Source organism: Chloroflexus aurantiacus J-10-fl (genome assembly GCF_000018865.1).
Classification (GTDB): Bacteria; Chloroflexota; Chloroflexia; order Chloroflexales; family Chloroflexaceae; genus Chloroflexus; species Chloroflexus aurantiacus.
This window is the reverse complement of sequence record NC_010175.1, coordinates 3895488-3914747: the sequence shown is the minus strand read 5'-3', so window position 1 is coordinate 3914747 and position 19260 is coordinate 3895488. Positions and strand designations below refer to the sequence as shown.

10 protein-coding genes are annotated in these 19260 nt (G+C 58.1%); 5 read left to right on the top strand and 5 right to left on the bottom strand.

Annotated elements, in window-relative coordinates; genetic code table 11:
• Window positions 1-381: 381 nt before the first annotated feature.
• From CAUR_RS15325 to CAUR_RS21265, 3 genes are all read left to right on the top strand, one after another.
• A complete protein-coding gene (locus CAUR_RS15325) occupies window positions 382-1452 on the top strand; it encodes a deoxyguanosinetriphosphate triphosphohydrolase (protein WP_012258767.1) in 1071 nt (356 codons plus the stop codon).
• A gap of 37 nt (window positions 1453-1489) precedes the next feature.
• Complete coding sequence (gene dnaG, locus CAUR_RS15320) at window positions 1490-3457, top strand: DNA primase (RefSeq protein WP_012258766.1); 1968 nt, start codon at window positions 1490-1492, stop codon at window positions 3455-3457.
• Window positions 3458-5137: 1680 nt separating this feature from the next.
• Window positions 5138-5371, top strand: coding sequence for a hypothetical protein (locus CAUR_RS21265; protein WP_044233678.1), 234 nt, complete (start codon window positions 5138-5140; stop codon window positions 5369-5371).
• A 1611-nt stretch (window positions 5372-6982) separates the two neighbouring features.
• On the opposite strand, the gene CAUR_RS15310 is transcribed toward CAUR_RS21265, so the two are convergent.
• Entirely contained in the window at window positions 6983-8710 is a 1728-nt protein-coding gene (locus CAUR_RS15310; protein WP_012258765.1) for a TolB-like translocation protein, read from the bottom strand.
• 223 nt (window positions 8711-8933) lie between these two features.
• On the bottom strand, window positions 8934-9899 hold the full coding sequence (locus CAUR_RS15305; RefSeq protein WP_012258764.1) for a peptidylprolyl isomerase: 966 nt from the start codon (window positions 9897-9899) through the stop codon (window positions 8934-8936).
• A 2223-nt stretch (window positions 9900-12122) separates the two neighbouring features.
• On the opposite strand from CAUR_RS15305, the gene CAUR_RS15300 reads away from it, so the two are divergent.
• Window positions 12123-12905 carry an enoyl-ACP reductase FabI gene (locus CAUR_RS15300; protein WP_012258763.1) on the top strand — a complete coding sequence of 261 codons (783 nt, stop codon included), beginning with the start codon at window positions 12123-12125 and terminating at the stop codon, window positions 12903-12905.
• A 61-nt stretch (window positions 12906-12966) separates the two neighbouring features.
• Window positions 12967-13326: a PleD family two-component system response regulator gene (locus CAUR_RS15295; protein WP_012258762.1), complete on the top strand. Its 360-nt coding sequence runs from the start codon at window positions 12967-12969 to the stop codon at window positions 13324-13326.
• 688 nt (window positions 13327-14014) lie between these two features.
• Here the strand turns inward: CAUR_RS15295 and CAUR_RS15290 are convergent.
• From CAUR_RS15290 to nuoL, 3 genes are all read right to left on the bottom strand, one after another.
• Window positions 14015-15484 (bottom strand): NADH-quinone oxidoreductase subunit N, encoded by a 1470-nt coding sequence (locus CAUR_RS15290; protein WP_012258761.1) that lies wholly within the window; start codon window positions 15482-15484, stop codon window positions 14015-14017.
• Between the two features lie 46 nt (window positions 15485-15530).
• Complete coding sequence (locus CAUR_RS15285; RefSeq protein ID WP_012258760.1) at window positions 15531-17108, bottom strand: complex I subunit 4 family protein; 1578 nt, start codon at window positions 17106-17108, stop codon at window positions 15531-15533.
• A gap of 222 nt (window positions 17109-17330) precedes the next feature.
• Window positions 17331-19256: an NADH-quinone oxidoreductase subunit L gene (nuoL, locus tag CAUR_RS15280; RefSeq protein WP_012258759.1), complete on the bottom strand. Its 1926-nt coding sequence runs from the start codon at window positions 19254-19256 to the stop codon at window positions 17331-17333.
• Window positions 19257-19260 lie beyond the last annotated feature (4 nt).

The following is a 19260-nucleotide window of genomic DNA, read 5'->3' as shown; positions in this document are numbered from 1 at the left end:
CAATCAGGGATACACGGCCAACGTCCGCCCGGCATTGGCCATATCACGAGCAGCAGTGTCACCGGTTCTATGGTAACTGTGCATCAATCACTCAGGTATGATCTTCTTTATAGTGCCTTGCATAACGGAAAGAGTGCATCAAGCGGATAGCGATGACTGCCCAGGCTGACGATCATCCTCCCAGATCACGGCAGGATACCAGGGAACGGAGCACACCTCGCCCTACCTGCTGTTGCGCATGGTTGAAACAGATTTCAGGTGGCTACCACCTCACTGTGCCACCTCCCCGCCACTACCACCGAATGTATGTTAAAGTAAAGCAGATCGCACCTGTTAACTCAAACGCACGTCAGGCAAATACCGTATCAACGGAGCAAACTCATGTCGTACCCATCGATACGCGAAATGCGTGAGGCACTCGAAGCCCAAACCCTCTCGCCATATGCCGCCAGAAGTGCTGATGCCGTGCGCGATGTTCCCGAACCCCCATGCCCCATCCGCACGGCATACCAACGCGACCGTGATCGGATTTTGCATTCCAAGCCATTCCGGCGCCTTAAGCATAAAACGCAGGTCTTTATCGCACCACTCGGCGATCATTACCGCACCCGGCTAACCCATACGCTTGAGGTGACGCAGATTTCACGAACGGTCGCCCGTGCGTTGCGGCTGAACGAAGATTTGACGGAAGCCATCGGTCTGGGGCATGACATTGGTCACGCTCCGTTCGGTCACGCTGGCGAAACGGCGTTGAGCCGCATCTGTCCCGGTCATTTTCGTCACAACGAGCAATCACGTCGCATTGTTGAAGTGCTCGAACAGAATGGCGCCGGCCTCAATCTGACGTTCGCTGTGCGCGAGGGGATACATTTCCACTCCAAAGCCCGGCGTGATATTACGGCAACTGCCTGGGGCACCGCCAGTACCCTCGAAGGCCAGATTATTAAGCTGTGTGATAGCGTGGCCTACATCAATCACGATATTGATGATGCGATCCGGGCCGGATTGCTGCGCAACGAAGACCTACCGGCTGAATGCGTGGCTGTGCTGGGCGACAGCCATAGTAAACGGATTGCGACTATGGTCAGCGATTTGATCTATCATAACTGGTGGGCCACCGGCGAAGGGTCGCCACCTGATCCGCCTGTGCTGACGATGAGTCAGCCCATTTTGACCGCAACCAATACGTTGCGCGAGTTTCTGTATCAGCACGTCTATCTTCGTCCTGAAGCCAAAGCCGAAGATGAGAAGGTGCGCTTTATTATTGAAACGCTTTACCAGCATTTCAGCCGCCATCCCGAAGAGATTCCCGCTGAACTACGCACTATTGTCGAGCAACGCGGTGAGCCTATCGAACGAGCGGTGGTTGATTATATCGCCGGGATGACAGATCGCTATGCGCTCGATACATTCAACCGCATTTTTGTCCCGCGTCTGTGGCACGTGCTGTAACGCCTCTGTGCAGTAATCTGCCGGGTTGAGGAAGGTTATGAGCGTTATTGATGATATTAAAGCCAATATCGACATCGTTGACCTGATCAACTCGATGGGGGTTGGCCTGCGACGCAGCGGGCGCAGTTTTGTCGGTTTCTGTCCGTTCCATCCCAATACGCGCACACCGGCCTTTCACGTCTACCCCGACACCCAGAGTTTCTATTGCTTCGGCTGCCACGCCTCCGGTACCGCCTTCGATTTTGTGATGCGTAAGCAGGGGTTGGACTTCAAGGGGGCGTTGGAGCTGCTGGCTGCAAGGGCCGGGATCAGGCTTGAACCGAAGAATGATGCCCAGCGCCAGGAAGATGCGCGGCGGGCACGGCTGCTTGAGATTAATGGTATCGCCGCTCGCTACTTCAACTATGTGCTGCTCAATCTCAGTCGCGGTGAACCTGGCCGTGATTACATCGCCAGGCGCGGGATTAACCAGGACGCAATTGATGCCTTTCAGATCGGCTATAGCCTCGATGACTGGAATCATCTCTTTTCCTATCTGCACGAAAAGAAGGGCTACAGTGTCGAAGACCTGATCACTGCCGGGTTGGTTATTCCCGGTGAACGTGGCCCCTACGACCGCTTTCGCAACCGGATTATCTTTCCGATCCGTAATATTCGCGGTGAGGTGATTGGCTTTGGCGGTCGGGCACTGGGTGACGCTCAACCCAAATATCTCAACACTCCAGAAACCCCGCTGTTCAAGAAGAGTGAGGTGCTATACGGGTTAGACCTGGCCCGCGACGCGATTCGGACGGCCAACCGGGCGATTGTGGTTGAGGGATATGTTGATGTGATTACCGCCCACCAGCACGGCTTTCGTAATGTGGTGGCACCCCTGGGAACAGCCCTGAGCAAAGCTCACATCAACCAGCTTAAACGGCTCACCGATCAGGTCTACCTGGCGCTTGACGCCGATGCTGCCGGTCAGAAAGCAACCCTTCGCGGTCTGGAAACCATCCGCACGACGAGCGAAGAGGAAGGCGAAGGTCGCATGGTGACCACGGCGCAGGGGATCGTTCGCCTGGAGAACGATGTGACCATCCGGATCATTCGCTTGCCGGCGGGACGTGATCCCGACGAGGTGATTGCTGCCGATCCCCAGCTCTGGCAAACCCTGGTCGATCAGGCCGCACCGGTGATGGATTTCTACCTTGAGGCATACACCGCCGGTCTCGACATGCACGATCCGACCCAACAACGGCAGGCGCTTGAGCGAATCATTCCCCTCCTGAGTGAGCTTGACGGCGCTGCCCAGCGGGTCTACGTTGCCCGGGTCGAACAGCTTACCGGTGTCCGCAGCGAGTTAATCGTTGATCTCATTCGGACCCGTCTGCAACCAACGCGACGGAGCGAGCGGAACCGCACATCACGGCCATCAGCACCACCGTTACCGGCAACATCTCCGGTAAGCACCACACCGCTCGATGAACACCGTCGCCATACCGAAGCCTACTTGCTGGCCCTGGCCCTGCGCTATCCCTCGGTGAATCTGGCCATCGAAAATCTGCTGGAGAACCTCAAAAAACAGCACCGCGACGCCGGTGCGCTCTTCGGGGCCGGTTTGGAAGACCTGCTTGAAGAACCGCTGCATCAGGCGATCTGGCAGGCGTATCTGGCCACACCGCTTGAGTTGCGGCCAACCGACCCAGAGAGTTTGCAATTCTGGGTAGACACGCTCGGCGAGCCATTAAGCAGCGAGGCCAAAGCCCTGCTCGAGGTTCTGAACCGTCGCCCTGACGATGTGCGTTTCAGGCACGAAGCCGAACAATGTGCCCGTCTGATCCGCAAGGCGCAAATTATGGCCCGCATCCGTCGCTACAAAGAGCGACTGGATGAATTGACTGATGAAGAAGAAATCCAACAGGTTTTGCAGCACATTCGCGATCTGAGCAGCTACGCCGAACAGATCACACGTCCACGCCAATCGAGCACGTTTCCCGATTTACGCAATCTGCTCGGCCAGTGAGGAGGGAGAAGATAGGAGGGAGAAGATAGGAGCGAGAAAATAGGAACGAGAAAATAGGAGCGAGAAAATAGGAGCGAGAAAATAGGAGCGAGAAAATAGGAGCGAGAAAATAGGAACGAGAAGAGAGGAACGAGAAGAGAGGAACGAGAAGAGAGGAACGAGAAGAGAGTCTCCCCACATGCAGTGGGATCACGTTTCGGAGAGGATACCATTTCCAGACAGAGGTGCCCGTGCCGCGTAGTTTGGCGTGCGGCAGCCACGCTGCCGCGCCAGCCGTACTCACCATCAGGGGTGAGATACAGCATTTACCCCCAGTCACGGGGACAGGGCGACAGTCACACTTCCACAGGATTATTGGTAATAAAAAGCGCACGCGGGAAAGGGGAGAGACACGCCCCCCAGCCCAACCCCGCTTGGGGCGGGGGTAGGCTCCTCCCCCCCAGCGGGGATACGCTCTTATCTCCTCCCCCCAGCGGCTATGCATTACCCACAACGCTATAGGTACCATCTGCGCTTCTCATCAGGGACTCTCGCCGCCTGCGCTCTCCCGGGCATCACTGCTCGGTACCAGCCCCGTCGTGATGCCGAAGCTATCCGGTTCATCCGCCCGTCGCCCCAGGGATCACCGACGGCACCTGGATGGACACCGTGGTGGCACACGGAGGTATCTTGCGGGATAGGTCAGGACTGGTGCTTCCCAGACAGGCGCTCATCCCCGCCGTGGGCGCTGCTGCACCCTGATCGGGCATCACCGGGTGCCAGCCAGCGACGATTGTCGTGCCGTGGATGACGGCAGCATCCCGTACCGGCAGTGGTAGGGGCGCACGGCCGTGCGCCCCTACCGGACACGGCCAAGGCGATCCCTGGTGGCCCGTGATACACCGATGCATCGTATCGGCTACCAGGTGACTTGTGGGTAATGCATAGCCCCAGCGGGGGGAGGCCGCTATGCATTACCCACAACGCTATAGGTACCATCTGCGCTTCTCATCAGGGACTATCGCCGCCTGTGCTCCCCCGGGCATCACTGCTCGGTACCAGCCCTGTCGTGATGCCGAAGCTATCCGGTTCATCCGCCCGTCGCCACAGGGATCACCGACGGCACCCGGATGGCCACCGTGGTGGCACACGGAGGTATCTTGCGGGATAGGTCAGGACTGGTGCTTTCCAGACAGGCGCTCATCCCCGCCGTGGGCGCTGCTGCACCCTGATCGGGCATCACCGGGTGCCAGCCAGCGACGATTGTCGTGCCGTGGATGACGGCAGCATCCCGTACCGGCAGTGGTAGGGGCGCACGGCCGTGCGCCCCTACCGGACACGGCCAAGGCGATCCCTGGTGGCCCGTGATACACCGATGCATCGTATCGGCTACTAGGTGACTTGTGGGTAATGCATAGCCGTTGGGGGGAGGAGAGAAGAGGGTATCCCCGCTGGGGGGAGGAGAGAAGAGGGTATCCCCGCTGGGGGGAGGAGACAAGAGCGTATCCCCGCTGGGGGGAGGAGACAAGAGCGTATCCCCGCTGGGGCTATGCATTACCCACATGTCACGCTGCGTTAGGTCGGGCTGCAAGCGCTCCCTGTGGAGGCATTCCATCCACCGTCGGCAGGGTCTGGCCATGACCGCTGGTACGCAGGCACGAACCTGGTGTAACAATACGTCTACGCGCAGGGATCGCATGCATGCCTGACCGACTCGATGACCATCACGAATACATCCACCATCCTCGTGACCAGCAGGGTCAACGGTATGCCACGAGCCGAATCGTGAGTACGGCTGGCGCGGCAGCATGGCTGCCGCACTCCAAACTGCGCGACACGCGCATGACGAGCGGATACGGCAATCAATCCAGCACGCGCCGGCACGGCTTGAGCAGCGAACTGCCCCGGGCCAGTCGCTCAAACCAGCACCAATAGCGATCATACCCGCTGATACGCACGTGGTTGACACCAGTTGTGGGTAATGTATAGCGGGGAGGGCAGACGTGTGAGCCAGGGCTTCCTGATAGGGTATACGTTGGGTTCGTTCATCTGTCCTGGCCGTTTGTGAATGCCGCCAGGGGTGGGAGCTTGCGCCTGGCTCCTCCCTCCAGCAATGGTACCGGCACCATGCGCGCCGGAGGCGCGCGCTCCTGGCTCTCGGCTGGGGAGCACGCCCGTCATCACGCCCCCGACCCGCTCCGGCACGCGGGCAATGCAGTATTCGAGTTATGGGTAATGCATAGCCGCTGGGGGGGAGGAGATATGAGTGTATCCCCGCTGGGGGGAGGAGAGAAGAGCGTCTCCCCGCTGGGGCTATGCATTGCCCACATGTCGCGCTGCGTTAGGTCGGGCTGCAAGCGCTCCCTGTGGAGGCATCCCCTCCACCGCCGGCAGATGCTGGCCGTGGCCGCTGGTGCGCAGGCTGGGCGTCTTCCCCATGGTCTGATCCAACGGCTACCTCCGCTGCTATCATCCGCTTTCCGTTCGTAACGTACGACCCACGCGACAGCAGGGTGACGCGATAGTGCCCAGGATCGCGCACAATGAGACAGGTTTGACTGATGAGCGAAGCGGTTGACAACCTGGGTATGGGTAAGGCATAGCGCTGCGCGGGAGCGGGGAGCGTAGCGGCTGCGATCACCTCTGAACAACTATCCATGGCACGCGATGCAAGACATTCCCGTCCACCGCATCCCGTGGATGGTCAGGTGAACGGCACAGGCACCGTCCGTAGGGGCGGGTTGAGAACCCGCCCCTCCACACTACCGGCACCAGCACGCTGTGGGGCAGGCGGTTGGCCTGTGCTCAGCCATCCCCATCATCAGGGGTACGTACCGGCACGGGTGTCCGCTGCAATCCGCGCCAGATCGTGAGTACGGCTGGTGCGGCAGCCACGCTGCCGCACGCCAAACTGCGCGACACGCACATGATGGGTGTGTAAGGCAACCCATCCGGCACGTGCCGACACGGCTGGCGCGGCGCGCTGCCATCGTGCCAGTCACCCACAACAGCACCTATGGCGATCATACCCGCTGATACACACGTGGTTGACACCAGGTATGGGTAATGCCTAGCGCCGGGGGCGGGAGAGGGGAGGGCAGACGTGTGAGCCAGGGCTTCCTGATAGGGTAGACGTTGGGTTCGTTCATCTGTCCTGGCCGTTTGTGAATGCCGCCAGGGGTGGGAGCTTGCGCCTGGCTCCTCCCTCCAGCACTGGTACCGGCACCGTGCGCGCCGGAGGCGCGCGTTCCCAGCTCCCGGCTGGGGATCACGCCCGTCATCACGCCCCCGACCCGCTCCGGCACGCGGGCAAGGCAGTATGCGAGGTATGGGTAATGCATAGCCCCAGCGGGGGGAGGCCGGGAGGGGGGCCGGAATTGCGGTGCGCGACAACCAGTATGGAACACGCCCACCATCCTCCCTCGCTCCTCTCCCACGAGGGAGAGGAGCGGGGGCAGGGGGGTGAGGTGAGGGGGGACCGGAATTGCGGTGCGCGACAACCAGTATGGAGCACGCCCATCCCCACTCCCCACTCCCCACTCCAACTTATCGTGCTGCTACGACCAGTGCAATCCCACTCGCCCGATAGTCCGGCCATTCCGCCTGCGGTGCGAAGCTGACAATAATCGCAGTGGATGTCAGCCGCACAACCCCGGCAATCGCGCTGCCATCAGAACGTTGACCGCTAAAGGCAATAAGCTGACTCCCATCGGGAAGCTGATAAGGCGACTCGGCATCAACCACCGTCACCCAATCGGCAACCGTCTGCGCCCAACCCGCCGCACTCAGCAACGAGGCATCGGCAACGGTTCGCCGCCCAATAAATCGCCCGTTGGCCGTCGCCATCAGATCAGATTCCTGCGCCAGCGGCAACAGTTCCCAATCAGCCGGAAACCGGATCGTCCCGCTTGCCGTCTGCGCGGTCACCAGATCGGCCGGTGCCCATACCAACGAACTGGCATAATCCACCGCGGTCGTCAGACGCCGTTGCGGGGTACCCTGGGGCAAGAGCTGCCAGATCTCTCCCATTCCCTCGTTCGCATACAGGGGATTGTTGGCATCGGCGGTTGGATTCCAGGCTGCCGGTGCCAGTACCGCCAGCGAACTGCCGTCAGGCGACCAGGCTGCGGCGACAATCCGCGGAATCCGGGCGATCAACTGACCGCGCAACGTCAGATCACCACCCGGCAAAAACTCAGTGCGCTCACCACGCAGTTCAACCAGATACAGCTTCCAGATGTCGTACCCGGTGAATCCGCGCGCATCACTAAAGTTGTACTCGATAATTGCTACCCGTTCTCCATCAGGCGCAAATGCCGGTGGCCGATGCCAGCCCGCCCCGGCCAGAACCGGCTCACCCCCACCTGCGCTACTATCGGCAATCATTGTCAGATTTATGTCAACCAGAGCCTGATAACCGAGAAACCGCTGATAAGCCAACTCTCGTGCATCGGGTGACCAGGCCGGCGCGTAGACGAGATAGCCCTGATCGGGCGATCCGTCTGCCGTCGCCGGATTCCATGCGTTAGCACCGGCCCGGTTCACCAACTGAATCGCGTTCGTCTGACCGGGGAAGGGAAGGAAGGCAGGTTGCATCGTTGGCGGCGTTGCATACGCCAGCCGCCGGCCATCCGAGGCAAAGACAGGATCACAGCCAGGGCCAATCGTGCGCTCGGTTGCGGAAGGAAGATCAACGATGTACACCGTAGCGGCTGCGCACCAGCGACTCCAACGCTCCCAATCAAACGGTAACACCGGTGCTTCAGATGCTGCCGCATAAGCAAACGACAACCCATCAGATGTCCAGCTCAGCCCGTAGGCAGTGCGGTTATTCACGACACTGCGCACGACACCACTCGCCCGATCCACAATACTGATACCCTGATCATTGGCGATGGCAATCTGCCGACCAGATGCATCAACCGCCCAATCACGCACCCCGCTTGCCAGAACTCGCTCCTGACCACTCGCCGGGTCAAGCGCAACCAGCGAGCCGTTACGCAGAAACATGATTTCGGCGGGATAGGCCGGCACGACCACATCCGGTTGCGCAATTGTCGTTGGCGTTGGCGGAACAGCCGTCGCAACCGGCGAGGCAGCCGCTACCGTTGGGGTGAGGGTTGGTACAGCGGTGGGCAGACTATTGGTTGGCGTGGTTACAACAATAGTTGGTGACGCGGATGGCAGCGGTGATGACTCTGGCGAAGGTGGCACCGTCGCCGCTGCACATCCGGCCAGGATAAACAAGCACAACAACCAGAGACGGTGCTGCATGAGCGATCTCCCTTCTACCCTGCAGAATACGCAACGTGTCTATCATCATCCATCCCGATCAGCAGACAGCCATCAGGAGTTCTTCTGCTATCCTGCATCGGGAGCAGATATGTCTTCACTTATCATGATGAACGAGAATGCGCAGCAGTTCCCACAACAACAAAGGGTATCGCGAGATGACTGCATCGCGATACCCCAGGTCTTCAGTGTCAAGCCCCAGCAGCTACTGTTGCGTCAACGTGGCGACATCAACCAGAATCTCAATCTTGCCTGCCGCCTCAGCCGAACTGCGCAGCTCTGCCACCCAGGGCAGGAAGGTCGCGCTAAATGCCTCCTGACCGGCCTGGGTCTCCAGGAGCGCCCGATCAGTAAACGAGCGCACTTCCGGGCCTTCGGTTACTTCAATGATATGCCAGCCAAAATCGGTTTGCACGAGGCGCAATTCACCGGGCTGCATGCTGAACACCGCTTCTTCAAACGGTTCCACGTAGACACCCCGCGGTGCCCATCCCAGATCACCACCCTGCGCTGCCGATCCCGGATCATCAGAACGTGCCCGGGCCAACGCGGCGAAATCAGCGCCACCCTGCAATTCGGCCAGGATCGCCTCGGCAGTTGCCTTCCGGCTCTCGGCCTCCTCCGGAGTCGCCGCTACCAGAATATGACGGGCGCGCACCTGCTCAGCCGTAGTGTGCTTGAGCAACATCTGCTCGATCAGATAATCACGGCGCAGCAGCCGACGCAATTCCTCTTCGTCAGCGATATTGTTATCCTGGAGAAAGGTCAGAAATTGCGCTTCATCACCTCCAGCCTGGGCGAGACGCAACTGCTCAACCTGACTGTCAATAGTCGCCTCATCAACCGTTGCCCCTTCGGCCAGGGCTGCCTGCACAACCAGCTCGACATCGATCATTTGGTCGATCAGGTTCTGTGGGTCAGCACCGGGCAAATAGAGCCGGTCAAAATCGCGCCGCAAGATAAACTCCTCACCGACTCGGGCAATTGCATCGTCGGGTGCCGGCACAGTACCACTCGTACCTCCAGCTTCCGGCGACGGCGGCGTTTGGGGATTACCCGTCGTCGGCGAACCGGCAACAGTCGGCCCAGATGGCGCACCACAGGCGGTTAACAGCAGACTGGCAACCAACCCCAACCACACCAGCCGACGAAAAAACGCATCAACACTCACAAATAGACTCCTCTCCACACCGGGTATCTGGCACATCACAATTGATATGCCGTCATACGGTCATCGTACCATATTTTGGGAGAGGGTATATGAAGAACTGTCAACAGTAGAAATCCACACCGTCAATCGACTGCGGAACGAGAGACGCCTGCACGATGAGCATATTCACGCTTTGGTAACTGTCTCAGATCGGTTTTGCGGACCACACCACAATAATCCCGCTTGAATCCAGGCAGCCACAACAGCCAGCCCTGTCATATGGCGAGAGTGGCCTGGCGCATTGCTGCATCCACCCGTACCCGGCCTTGCGGGAAGTCATCTCCAGACGTTAGAACAGATTCGTACGGGCAAAGCGGAAATAACAAACGGCAGGCATTGATCAACCGCAGATATACCCTGCCAGCCTGCGCAGTGACATTCCAGCTTCTACACCCTCCGCACCTATGCCTTTGATAACCCCTGCGGTAGCGTAGGGGCGACGCATGCGTCACCCCTGCAACCCGGCGGCGTGTACGCTATTCGCAAAGATCGGTACCGTTGATAGACGAATGGTGTCGCAAATAATGAACCCAGACGTCAACCTCCTTCCCTCACGACAGTTGTTACAACCCGACCACGATGGCAGCGCGAATGTGGCGTAATGCCTTAGACCCACCTGCGTATTTTTGCAACTTTATTAAGTGCGCAGCTCCAGCCGTGCTATCACGTGCTGGATGGGTTGCCTTACGTGCGCATCATGTGGGTGTCGCAGGGTTTGGATTGTGGCAGCCATGCTGCCGCGCCAGCCGTACACACGATCCGGCGCGTGGTACGGCGTTCCCCATCCTGGTCACGGGGATGCTGGATGTGTTCGTGACGACCATCGAGTCGGTCAGGTGTGAATGCGATACCTGCGCGTAGACGTGTTGTTGCACCAGATTCGTGCCTGTACACCAACCACCGGCCAGCACTTGACGGCGGTGGAGAGGATGCCTCCACGCAGGCTGGAAGCCTGCGCCACGGGGTGCCGACACGAGGAGCACTTGTAGCCCAGCCTAACGCAACGCGATATGTGGGTAATGTATAGCAGTTATGGGCAGGGATGACGCAACAACACACGTAGCCATTGTTCAGGTATGCCACCAGCGAGTCGCTGACGAGTTGCCGTCGGCGTAGGGGCGCCGTGCTATCACGTGCTGGATGGGTTGCCTTACGCGCACATCATGTGCGTGTCGCAGGGTTTGGCGTGCGGCAGCCATGCTGCCGCGCCAGCCGTGCTCACGATCCGGCGCGTGGTACGCCGTTCCCCATCCTGGTCACGGGGATGCTGGATGTGTTCGTGACGACCATCGAGTCGGTCAGGTGTGAATGCGATACCTGCGCGTAGACGTGTTGTTGCACCAGATTCGTGCCTGTACACCAACGGCCACAGCCAGCACTTGACGGCGGTGGAGAGGATGCCTCCACGCAGGCTGGAAGCCTGCGCCACGGGGTACCGACACGAGGAGCACTTGTAGCCCAGCCTAACGCAACGCGACATGTGGGTAATGTATAGCAGTTATGGGCAGGGATGACGCAACAACACACGTAGCCATTGTTCAGGTATGCCACCAGCGCGTCGCTGACGAGTTGCCGTCGGCGTAGGGGCACGGCATGCCATGCCCCTACTGGCGTCCTACGGTGCAGCATCTGGGTATAGCGGGAATGTGCATTGTTCCGGTATGATCCTCCTGCTGAAACGTTGGCGGGTGTGCCACGGGCGAGTCGCTAGTGGGTTGTCATCGGCGCAGGGCACGGCATGGCGTGTCGGCGTGCGTGTGGAGGTGTACCCCACGCATGTGGTCATCGGCGTAGGGGCGACGCATGCGTCGCCCCAACTGGCGTCCGGCAGTGTATCGTTCAGGTGCAGAGTCAGGGCATACTGGCCGGTGTGTCATGACTTTTGCCAGATTTGATATTACCTGCTATGTATCGGCGATAGGTTGATCATCGTACCCTCACCCACACAGCACCGAACCGGCCTGGCGCAAAAGCCACACTCGCACCTGCCAGATGGTGCTAACCGTGACCGGGGTTTCGGGTGAGGGATGGCGAAGGACAGGCCAACCAAAACATCTCACCCATTCCCCTCACCCCGCCACAGTGCTATCCGCCAAAGTATGGTAAGATGGCGCGCTAGTGAGGCAACGCAACGTTTGCTCAGGAAAGCATGCTGCCAGACAGCACAATAATGGAGGATGTACCATGGGCCTGATGGAGGGAAAAAAGGGCCTGATCCTTGGCGTAGCCAATGATCGCTCGATTGCCTGGGGGATTGCGCAGGCACTACACCGCGAGGGAGCTACTATCGGTTTCACGTACCTTGGTGAAGCACTTGAACGGCGGGTCCGTCCGCTGGCGGAAAGCCTCAACTCGCCGTTGATCGTGCCCTGTGACGTGTCCAAAGATGAAGACATTACCGCCTTGATCGAACAGGCACGTGAAACATTCGGACAGATTGATTTTCTCGTCCACGCTATTGCCTTCGCCAACAAAGAAGAGCTGAGTGGCACAATCCTGAACACAACCCGCGAAGGATTCCGCATCGCCCTTGAGATCAGCGCATACTCACTGATCGCGCTGGTCAAGGCCGCCGAACCGATCTTTGCCCCTGACGCCAGCGTCCTGACATTAACCTACCACGGTGCACGCCAGGTGATCGGCAGCTACAATGTGATGGGTGTCGCCAAAGCTGCGCTGGAAGCCAGCGTGCGCTATCTCGCTGCCGGTCTTGGCCCCCGTGGGATCAGAGTCAACGCGATCAGCGCCGGCCCGATTCGCACCCTGGCTGCCAGTGGCATTGCCAATTTCCGCAGCCTGCACAAACATTTCGCCGAATATGCTCCCCTGCGGCGCAATGTCACGATTGAAGATGTAGGAAATGCCGCCCTGTATCTCTGCTCACCGCTCGCAGCCGGCGTAACCGGCGAAATCCATTATGTTGATGCCGGCTTTAATGTGGTCGTGCCCGGTAGCGGTGAAGAGTAGCAGATCACCCGCCGGTATGCTACAATGAACGCAATGCGCGCACGACAATGCGGAGGAGAGCATGGTTGAGGTTGCAGTGGTATCGTCCGATAATACGACCGCTAGCCGGTTGGCCGATCTGATCTCGGCGCACGACTTCCGCGTGACGATTTGTACCCCAGATACGCTGCCCGCAGCGCTGCCGGCGCTGTTTGTTGTTGCAATGCCAGCATTGGCCTCACCCGAAGAACAGGTGATTGAACGCCTGCGGGCAGATGAAACAACCGCAAATGTGCCGATTGTGATTGTCAGTGGCTTGCCGATGAATGAGTTGCAGTCGGTACCTTACGCCAGTGATTGGACGATTGCCATCGTTCCTGAGCCGGTAGAGGCACCGGTTTTAATCGATACGATTAATTTCTTGTTGGGGCAGGGACAGTAGAACCTGTTTCAAAAACATTGGCTCATGTTCAAACTCGGTGCAATAGGGTACACTCATACTTGTCCTTGTGCCGCAATAAACCCCGATGATTGACCGTTTGCACCACTTTTGAACATGAGCCAAAACATTTACTATAAAGGTATCTCATTCATTGCCGACCGATTCCATGCATGATCGAGACGAGCACACCTGGCATTCGCGTGACCAGCCGGGTCAACGACCTGACACGTGCCAGATCGGGAGCATGGTTGGCGCGGCAGCATGGCTGCCGCACTCCAAACTTCGCGGCACGCGCATGATGAGCGAGCAAGGCAACCAATCCAGCGCATGATGGCACCGGAGATGGTTGTTAGAGCATGACAGTACAGCGTTTTATGAAATGAGTTCTAAGTAACTCACGTTGCCATCTATGCTGTGAGCAGGCCACGGCGGTTGACTGACAGGATGAACAGCACGATGTTGCATGTAACACTGTGTGGCGTAACCGCATGAACGGTTTGGGGAGCAGCCGGTTTTCACGGACGCGCTATGTTACGCTTCACGGTAGCAACTCAGGTTATGCCCATCCTCTGTGTCCTCCGCGTCTCTGTGGTGACAAGGGCAGCAACCTGATTTATGTAAAGTAACGACATAAGTAAAGAGGGGCAACCACTGCGGTTGCCCCTCGCTGCTATCACTGTCCTTTGCGTTATCCCCCAAGTGCAACCATTGATTGCTCGACCAGGGCAAACACCGGTGCCGGGATGAGACCAATCGCAATTGTGCCAATTGCTGCCACTACAATATCAATGGTTAGACCACGGTTGAGTTCGGGAGCCGGCTCACCCTCTGGCTCGGTCATGAACATGCGAATAATGACCCGCAGATAGAAGAACGCCGCAATCGCACTTGTCAAGACACCGACCAGAGCCAGCCAGGGCAGGCCACCTTCCCAGGCTGCGGTAAGGGCATAGAATTTTGCCATGAAGCCGGCAGTCGGTGGTACACCGGCCAGCGAGAACATAAAGATGGCCATGGCAACTGCCAGCAGCGGCTGCCGTTGATAGAGACCGGCAAAATCGTCAAGCCGCCACGCCTCTTCACCCTGGTGCTCAAGTGCGACCAGTACAGCGAACGCGCCCAAATTACTCAATGCATACACGAGAATGTAGAAGATGAAGGCTTCTGGTCCGCGCTGTTCGCCGGCAACCATCACACCGAGCATGACGTAGCCGGCATGCCCGATGCTGGAGTAGGCCAGCATGCGCTTGACGTTGGTCTGGGCAACTGCTCCCAGGTTACCCACCACCATCGTCAGCGCAGTCAGACCGGCCAGTACCGGTAGCCAGTATTCGTTCAGCGTCGGTAAGCCCTCGAACAACAGACGTACCAGCGCTGCCAGCGCACCACCTTTCGTGCCCACGCTCATAAATGCCGCCACCGGCGTTGGTGAACCCTGATACACATCCGGTGTCCACATGTGAAACGGCGCCAATGCCACTTTGAACGAGAAGGCAATCAGCACCATTGCTGCTCCACCCAGGAGCAGGGTCAAATTCAGATCACCCAACCCTCGTGAGGCTGCGTAGGCACCAATCTCGCTCAGGCGAGTTGAACCGGTAGCGCCAAAAATCAGGGCAATCCCGTACACAAAAAAACCGGCAGCGAACGCACCCAGCACCAGGTACTTCATCGCCGCCTCTTCCGAGGTCAGGCGCGGGTAGGCAAAACCGGTCAGAATGTAGAGCGTGATCGAGAGCGTCTCGATCCCCAAAAAGAGTACTATCAGATCGGTACCCTGGGCCAGGAGAATCATGCCACTGACCGCAAACATGATCAATGGATAGTATTCACCCTGCTCAATATCCTGGCGCGGCAGGTATTCGAGCGACATCGCGATACTGAGGATACCGATCAGCAAAAAGATCCAGGTCAGTGTCAGGGCGAAGGGGTCGAGCCGCAGCATTCCCCCGAATGTATTGCCCGTTACTCCCCAGAGCGGTAATCCTGCCAGACCCGCGACAATCAACCCGGCAATAGCCAGATAGCCGGTTAGCTTCTTGCGCCCGGTTGGGATAAAAAACACATCAACCAGCAATAAAGCGGTCGCCCACGTCACTACAATCAAGAGCGGCGCCATCAATGTAAGATCCACCGGCGGGATCGTCAATGAATCCATTCTTTCTCCTCCTCGCCTGGGCTACTGACATGAACACCTGCCAGCCTTATCGCCCGGCCACCTGCGCCATTAAATCGGCTACCAGCGCTGCTACACTGTGCTGCATTCCTGCAAAGAAGAGCGCCGGATAGATTCCGATCACCACAATCGGAATACTCAACAGAGCAAAGGCCGTTAACTCGCGGCGATTCAGGTCAGGCAGGCTGGCATTAGCCGGCTGCGAGACTTCACCCATAAAGACAGACCGAAAGAGTTTGAGCAGATAGGCTGCGGCCAGCACCACACCGCCTACCGCGAAGGCAACGTAGACCCATCCCAGCAGTGGCGACCGGAAGGCACCGGTAATAATCGTAAATTCGCCAACAAAACCGTTTAATCCCGGCAAGCCGGCCGATGAAAGCGCAACCAGCAAGCTAAACGCTGCATAGACCGGCATCACCTTCCACAATCCACCAAATTCGGCCAGGTCACGGGTGTGTCGGCGCTCGTAGAGCACACCAACCATCAAGAAGAGGGCACTGGTGCTGAGGCCATGGTTAACCATCTGCAATACTGCGCCGCTTATGCCTTCTGCGTTCAGTGCAAAGATGCCCAGCACCACAAAACCCATATGACTGACCGAAGAGTAAGCGACCAGCCTTTTCATGTCCGATTGCGCAAAGGCGACCGCGGCCCCGTAAATAATGCCAATAACGGCCAGGATCGCCAGTGCCGGCGCGGCCCACTGCGCCGCTGCCGGGAAGAGGGTCAGGTTGTAACGAATTATACCGTAGCCACCCAGCTTGAGCAGAACACCGGCCAGCACCACCGAACCGGCCGTTGGCGCCTCGACGTGTGCATCAGGTAGCCAGGTATGGAATGGCCAGAGCGGCACTTTTACCGCAAAGGCCAGGAAGAAAGCACCAAATAACAGTCGCTCTGTAACGGTATCGAGGGTAAACCGACCGGCCCGCATGTCGCTCACAAACTGACTGAAACTGAATGTACCGCGGAAATTGGGATCGCTTGCCGCAATCGCATCACGATGGAGAATGTGCAATGCGATTAAAGCCAGCAGCATGAGCACCGAGCCGGCAAACGTGTAGAGAAAGAATTTGCGTGCGGCATAAATGCGATTCTGGCTTCCCCAGATACCGATGAGGAACGTCATCGGAATGAGCGTAAACTCCCAGAAGAGGTAGAACAACAACAGATCCTGAGCAATAAAGACGCCGATCATGGCCGTCTGGAGAACGAGCAGCAGAATCTGGAAGTTACGCACATCTTTATGCACCGAGTCCCAGGTCGAGAGCACTACAATCGGGCCGAGGAAGGTGGTCAGCATCACCAGCCAGAGGCTAATGCCATCAATCCCCAGGCTGTACGTCGCGCCAACAATCGGGAGCCAGGGAAGTTCTTCGACAAATTGCATCACCGGTGGCGCACCAACGGCCGCAATCTGCATGGGATTTGTCTCGAAGCGCAACGGCAGCAGCAACGAGAGCAAGAAACCGATGATCATTGTTACCAGTGATACCCGGCGGGCCAGCTCGTCATTCGTGCGTGGTACAAACAAGAGCACCAACGCGCCGACGGTCGGTAGCCACAAAATGAGCGAGAGGAGTGGAAAGCCTAGCTGATTCATAATCCTCCCTCAATCGAGTCATATCGCAGAGCTGGCGTTAGCTGAGTGCTGCTATCGGCGACAACTATGGATACACAGTGCCGCCGATAACCATCACTGCCCATCAGATATGACTCATCGACAGTTCACAACCCACCGTTACTCTGCATTGTGTACCGGCACCAGGCGATCACACCGATACCGGATTCCACACTATCCCCGACTTCAGCCTGCCCCGCGTCCCTAGCGAGCAATCCAGAGCATAAATCCAAGCACGATCAGCACACCAACCGTAAAGACCAGTGCATAGGTGCGAACATAGCCGGTTTGGAAGGTACGCATCGCATTGGCCAGGCCACCAAAGAAGCGTCCAACTCCCATCACCAGACCATCAACACCCTGGGGATCAAACACACGGGCCAGAAAATCGGCCAATCGCTCAAAACCGGCAACCACTGTGCGCTGGTACAGCCGGTCGAGGTACCACGCCTCTTCCATGCCTTCCCAAATATCGCCACTGTAGCGATACGCCGGGTCTTTGCCACCAATCTTGATTTTGGCTGCATTGGTCGTGTAAATCCACCAGCCCAGATAGCCCATCCCGACTGCTCCCAGCGTCGCGATCAACGCCAGCCAGAGATTGAATTCACCGGCCTCCTCGTGCAACACCGGTTCGAGCCAGTCGGTGAGCCAGTGCAAGACCGGCAGGTTCATTGCCCCACCGATAACAGCACCTACCGCCAGTACAATCAGGGGCACCGTCATCACCTGGGGACTCTCGTGTGGGTGGTAGCCGGGATCACGCTGTTTGCCGAAGAAGATGAGCGCAACCTGACGCCCCATATAGAAAGCGGTGAGCAGCGAGGTGATAAACAGGATGATAAAGATCGGCGTATGACCGTGGGCAACTGCGTGGGCCAGAATCTCATCTTTACTCCAGAAGCCGGCCAACGGGAAGATACCGGCCAGCGCCAGCGCACCAATCAGATAGGTGCGGAAGGTGGTCGGCATGGCATCCTTCAAACCACCCATGCGTCGCATATCCTGAGTGTCGTGCGTGCCGTGAATAACCGAACCGGCTGCCAGGAAGAGCAGGGCCTTGAAGATGCCGTGGGTCAACAGGTGAAAAATAGCGGCGACATAGGCACCCATGCCGCAGGCAGCCACCATAAACCCCAATTGCGAGACTGTGCTGTAAGCCAGAACGCGCTTAATATCCCACTGCGCCATAGCTGCTGTACCGGCAATCAATGCCGTCAGCGCACCGATCCAGGCCACCCAACCTTGCGTCGTAAAGGAAGCGACGAAGAGTGGCTCGGTACGCGCCATTAGATAGACACCGCCGGTCACCATAGTGGCAGCGTGGATCAGGGCCGATACCGGCGTTGGGCCAGCCATCGCATCAGGCAACCAGACAAAGAGGGGAAACTGCGCACTCTTACCGGTCGCGCCGATCAGGAGCAGGAATGAGATGGCCGTACTGACAAAGATCGGTTGCCAGTCGGGGCCAATCCGCAAACCGGCAATGTCGCCAACCCGTTCGAGAAAACCCAGCCCCCCACCTTCGTCACTGTAGAAGTTGAGTGTGCCGAAGTATGTAAAGATTGCCAGCATCGCCAGAATGAAGGCAGCATCGCCAATGCGGTTAACGACAAATGCCTTCACCGCTGCCTCACCGGACGTCTTGCGCTCGAACCAGAACCCGATCAAGAGGAACGAACAGAGACCGACTCCCTCCCAACCGAGGAAGAGCAGCAGGAGGTTGTTCGCCATCACCAGGAAAAGCATCATGGTGACAAACAGATTGAGGTACGCAAAATAGCGCACCACCCGCGGATCACCATGCATATAGCCGATTGAATAAACATGAATGAGCGCTCCGACACCGGTAATCAGCAACGCCATCACCGCCGTCAGCGGATCAAACATGATTGCAAACGGCACCCGAAAGCTGCCGGTATTGATCCACTCCCAGGCAGTGCTGACAATCCGGCGCTCTTCTGGTGGCATACCGGCCAGAAATCCCACCGCGATCAACGTGATCACGAAGGCTGCCGCCACCATGCCACTCGCTACCAGTCCGGCCTGTCGTTCCTGACGAATAACAAAGACATTGAGCAGAAAACCAATAAATGGTAACAGCGGAATAAGCCAGATCAACAGTTCCATGGTT

What these genes read in the sequence shown, in the direction of transcription:
- CAUR_RS15325 (WP_012258767.1), top strand. Translation starts at nt 382, where the DNA reads ATGTCGTACCCATCGATACGCGAAATGCGTGAGGCACTCGAAGCCCAA.
- dnaG (WP_012258766.1), top strand. Translation starts at nt 1,490, where the DNA reads ATGAGCGTTATTGATGATATTAAAGCCAATATCGACATCGTTGACCTG.
- CAUR_RS21265 (WP_044233678.1), top strand. Translation starts at nt 5,138, where the DNA reads ATGCCTGACCGACTCGATGACCATCACGAATACATCCACCATCCTCGT.
- CAUR_RS15310 (WP_012258765.1), bottom strand. Translation starts at nt 8,710, where the DNA reads ATGCAGCACCGTCTCTGGTTGTTGTGCTTGTTTATCCTGGCCGGATGT.
- CAUR_RS15300 (WP_012258763.1), top strand. Translation starts at nt 12,123, where the DNA reads ATGGGCCTGATGGAGGGAAAAAAGGGCCTGATCCTTGGCGTAGCCAAT.
- CAUR_RS15295 (WP_012258762.1), top strand. Translation starts at nt 12,967, where the DNA reads ATGGTTGAGGTTGCAGTGGTATCGTCCGATAATACGACCGCTAGCCGG.
- CAUR_RS15290 (WP_012258761.1), bottom strand. Translation starts at nt 15,484, where the DNA reads ATGGATTCATTGACGATCCCGCCGGTGGATCTTACATTGATGGCGCCG.
- CAUR_RS15285 (WP_012258760.1), bottom strand. Translation starts at nt 17,108, where the DNA reads ATGAATCAGCTAGGCTTTCCACTCCTCTCGCTCATTTTGTGGCTACCG.
- nuoL (WP_012258759.1), bottom strand. Translation starts at nt 19,256, where the DNA reads ATGGAACTGTTGATCTGGCTTATTCCGCTGTTACCATTTATTGGTTTT.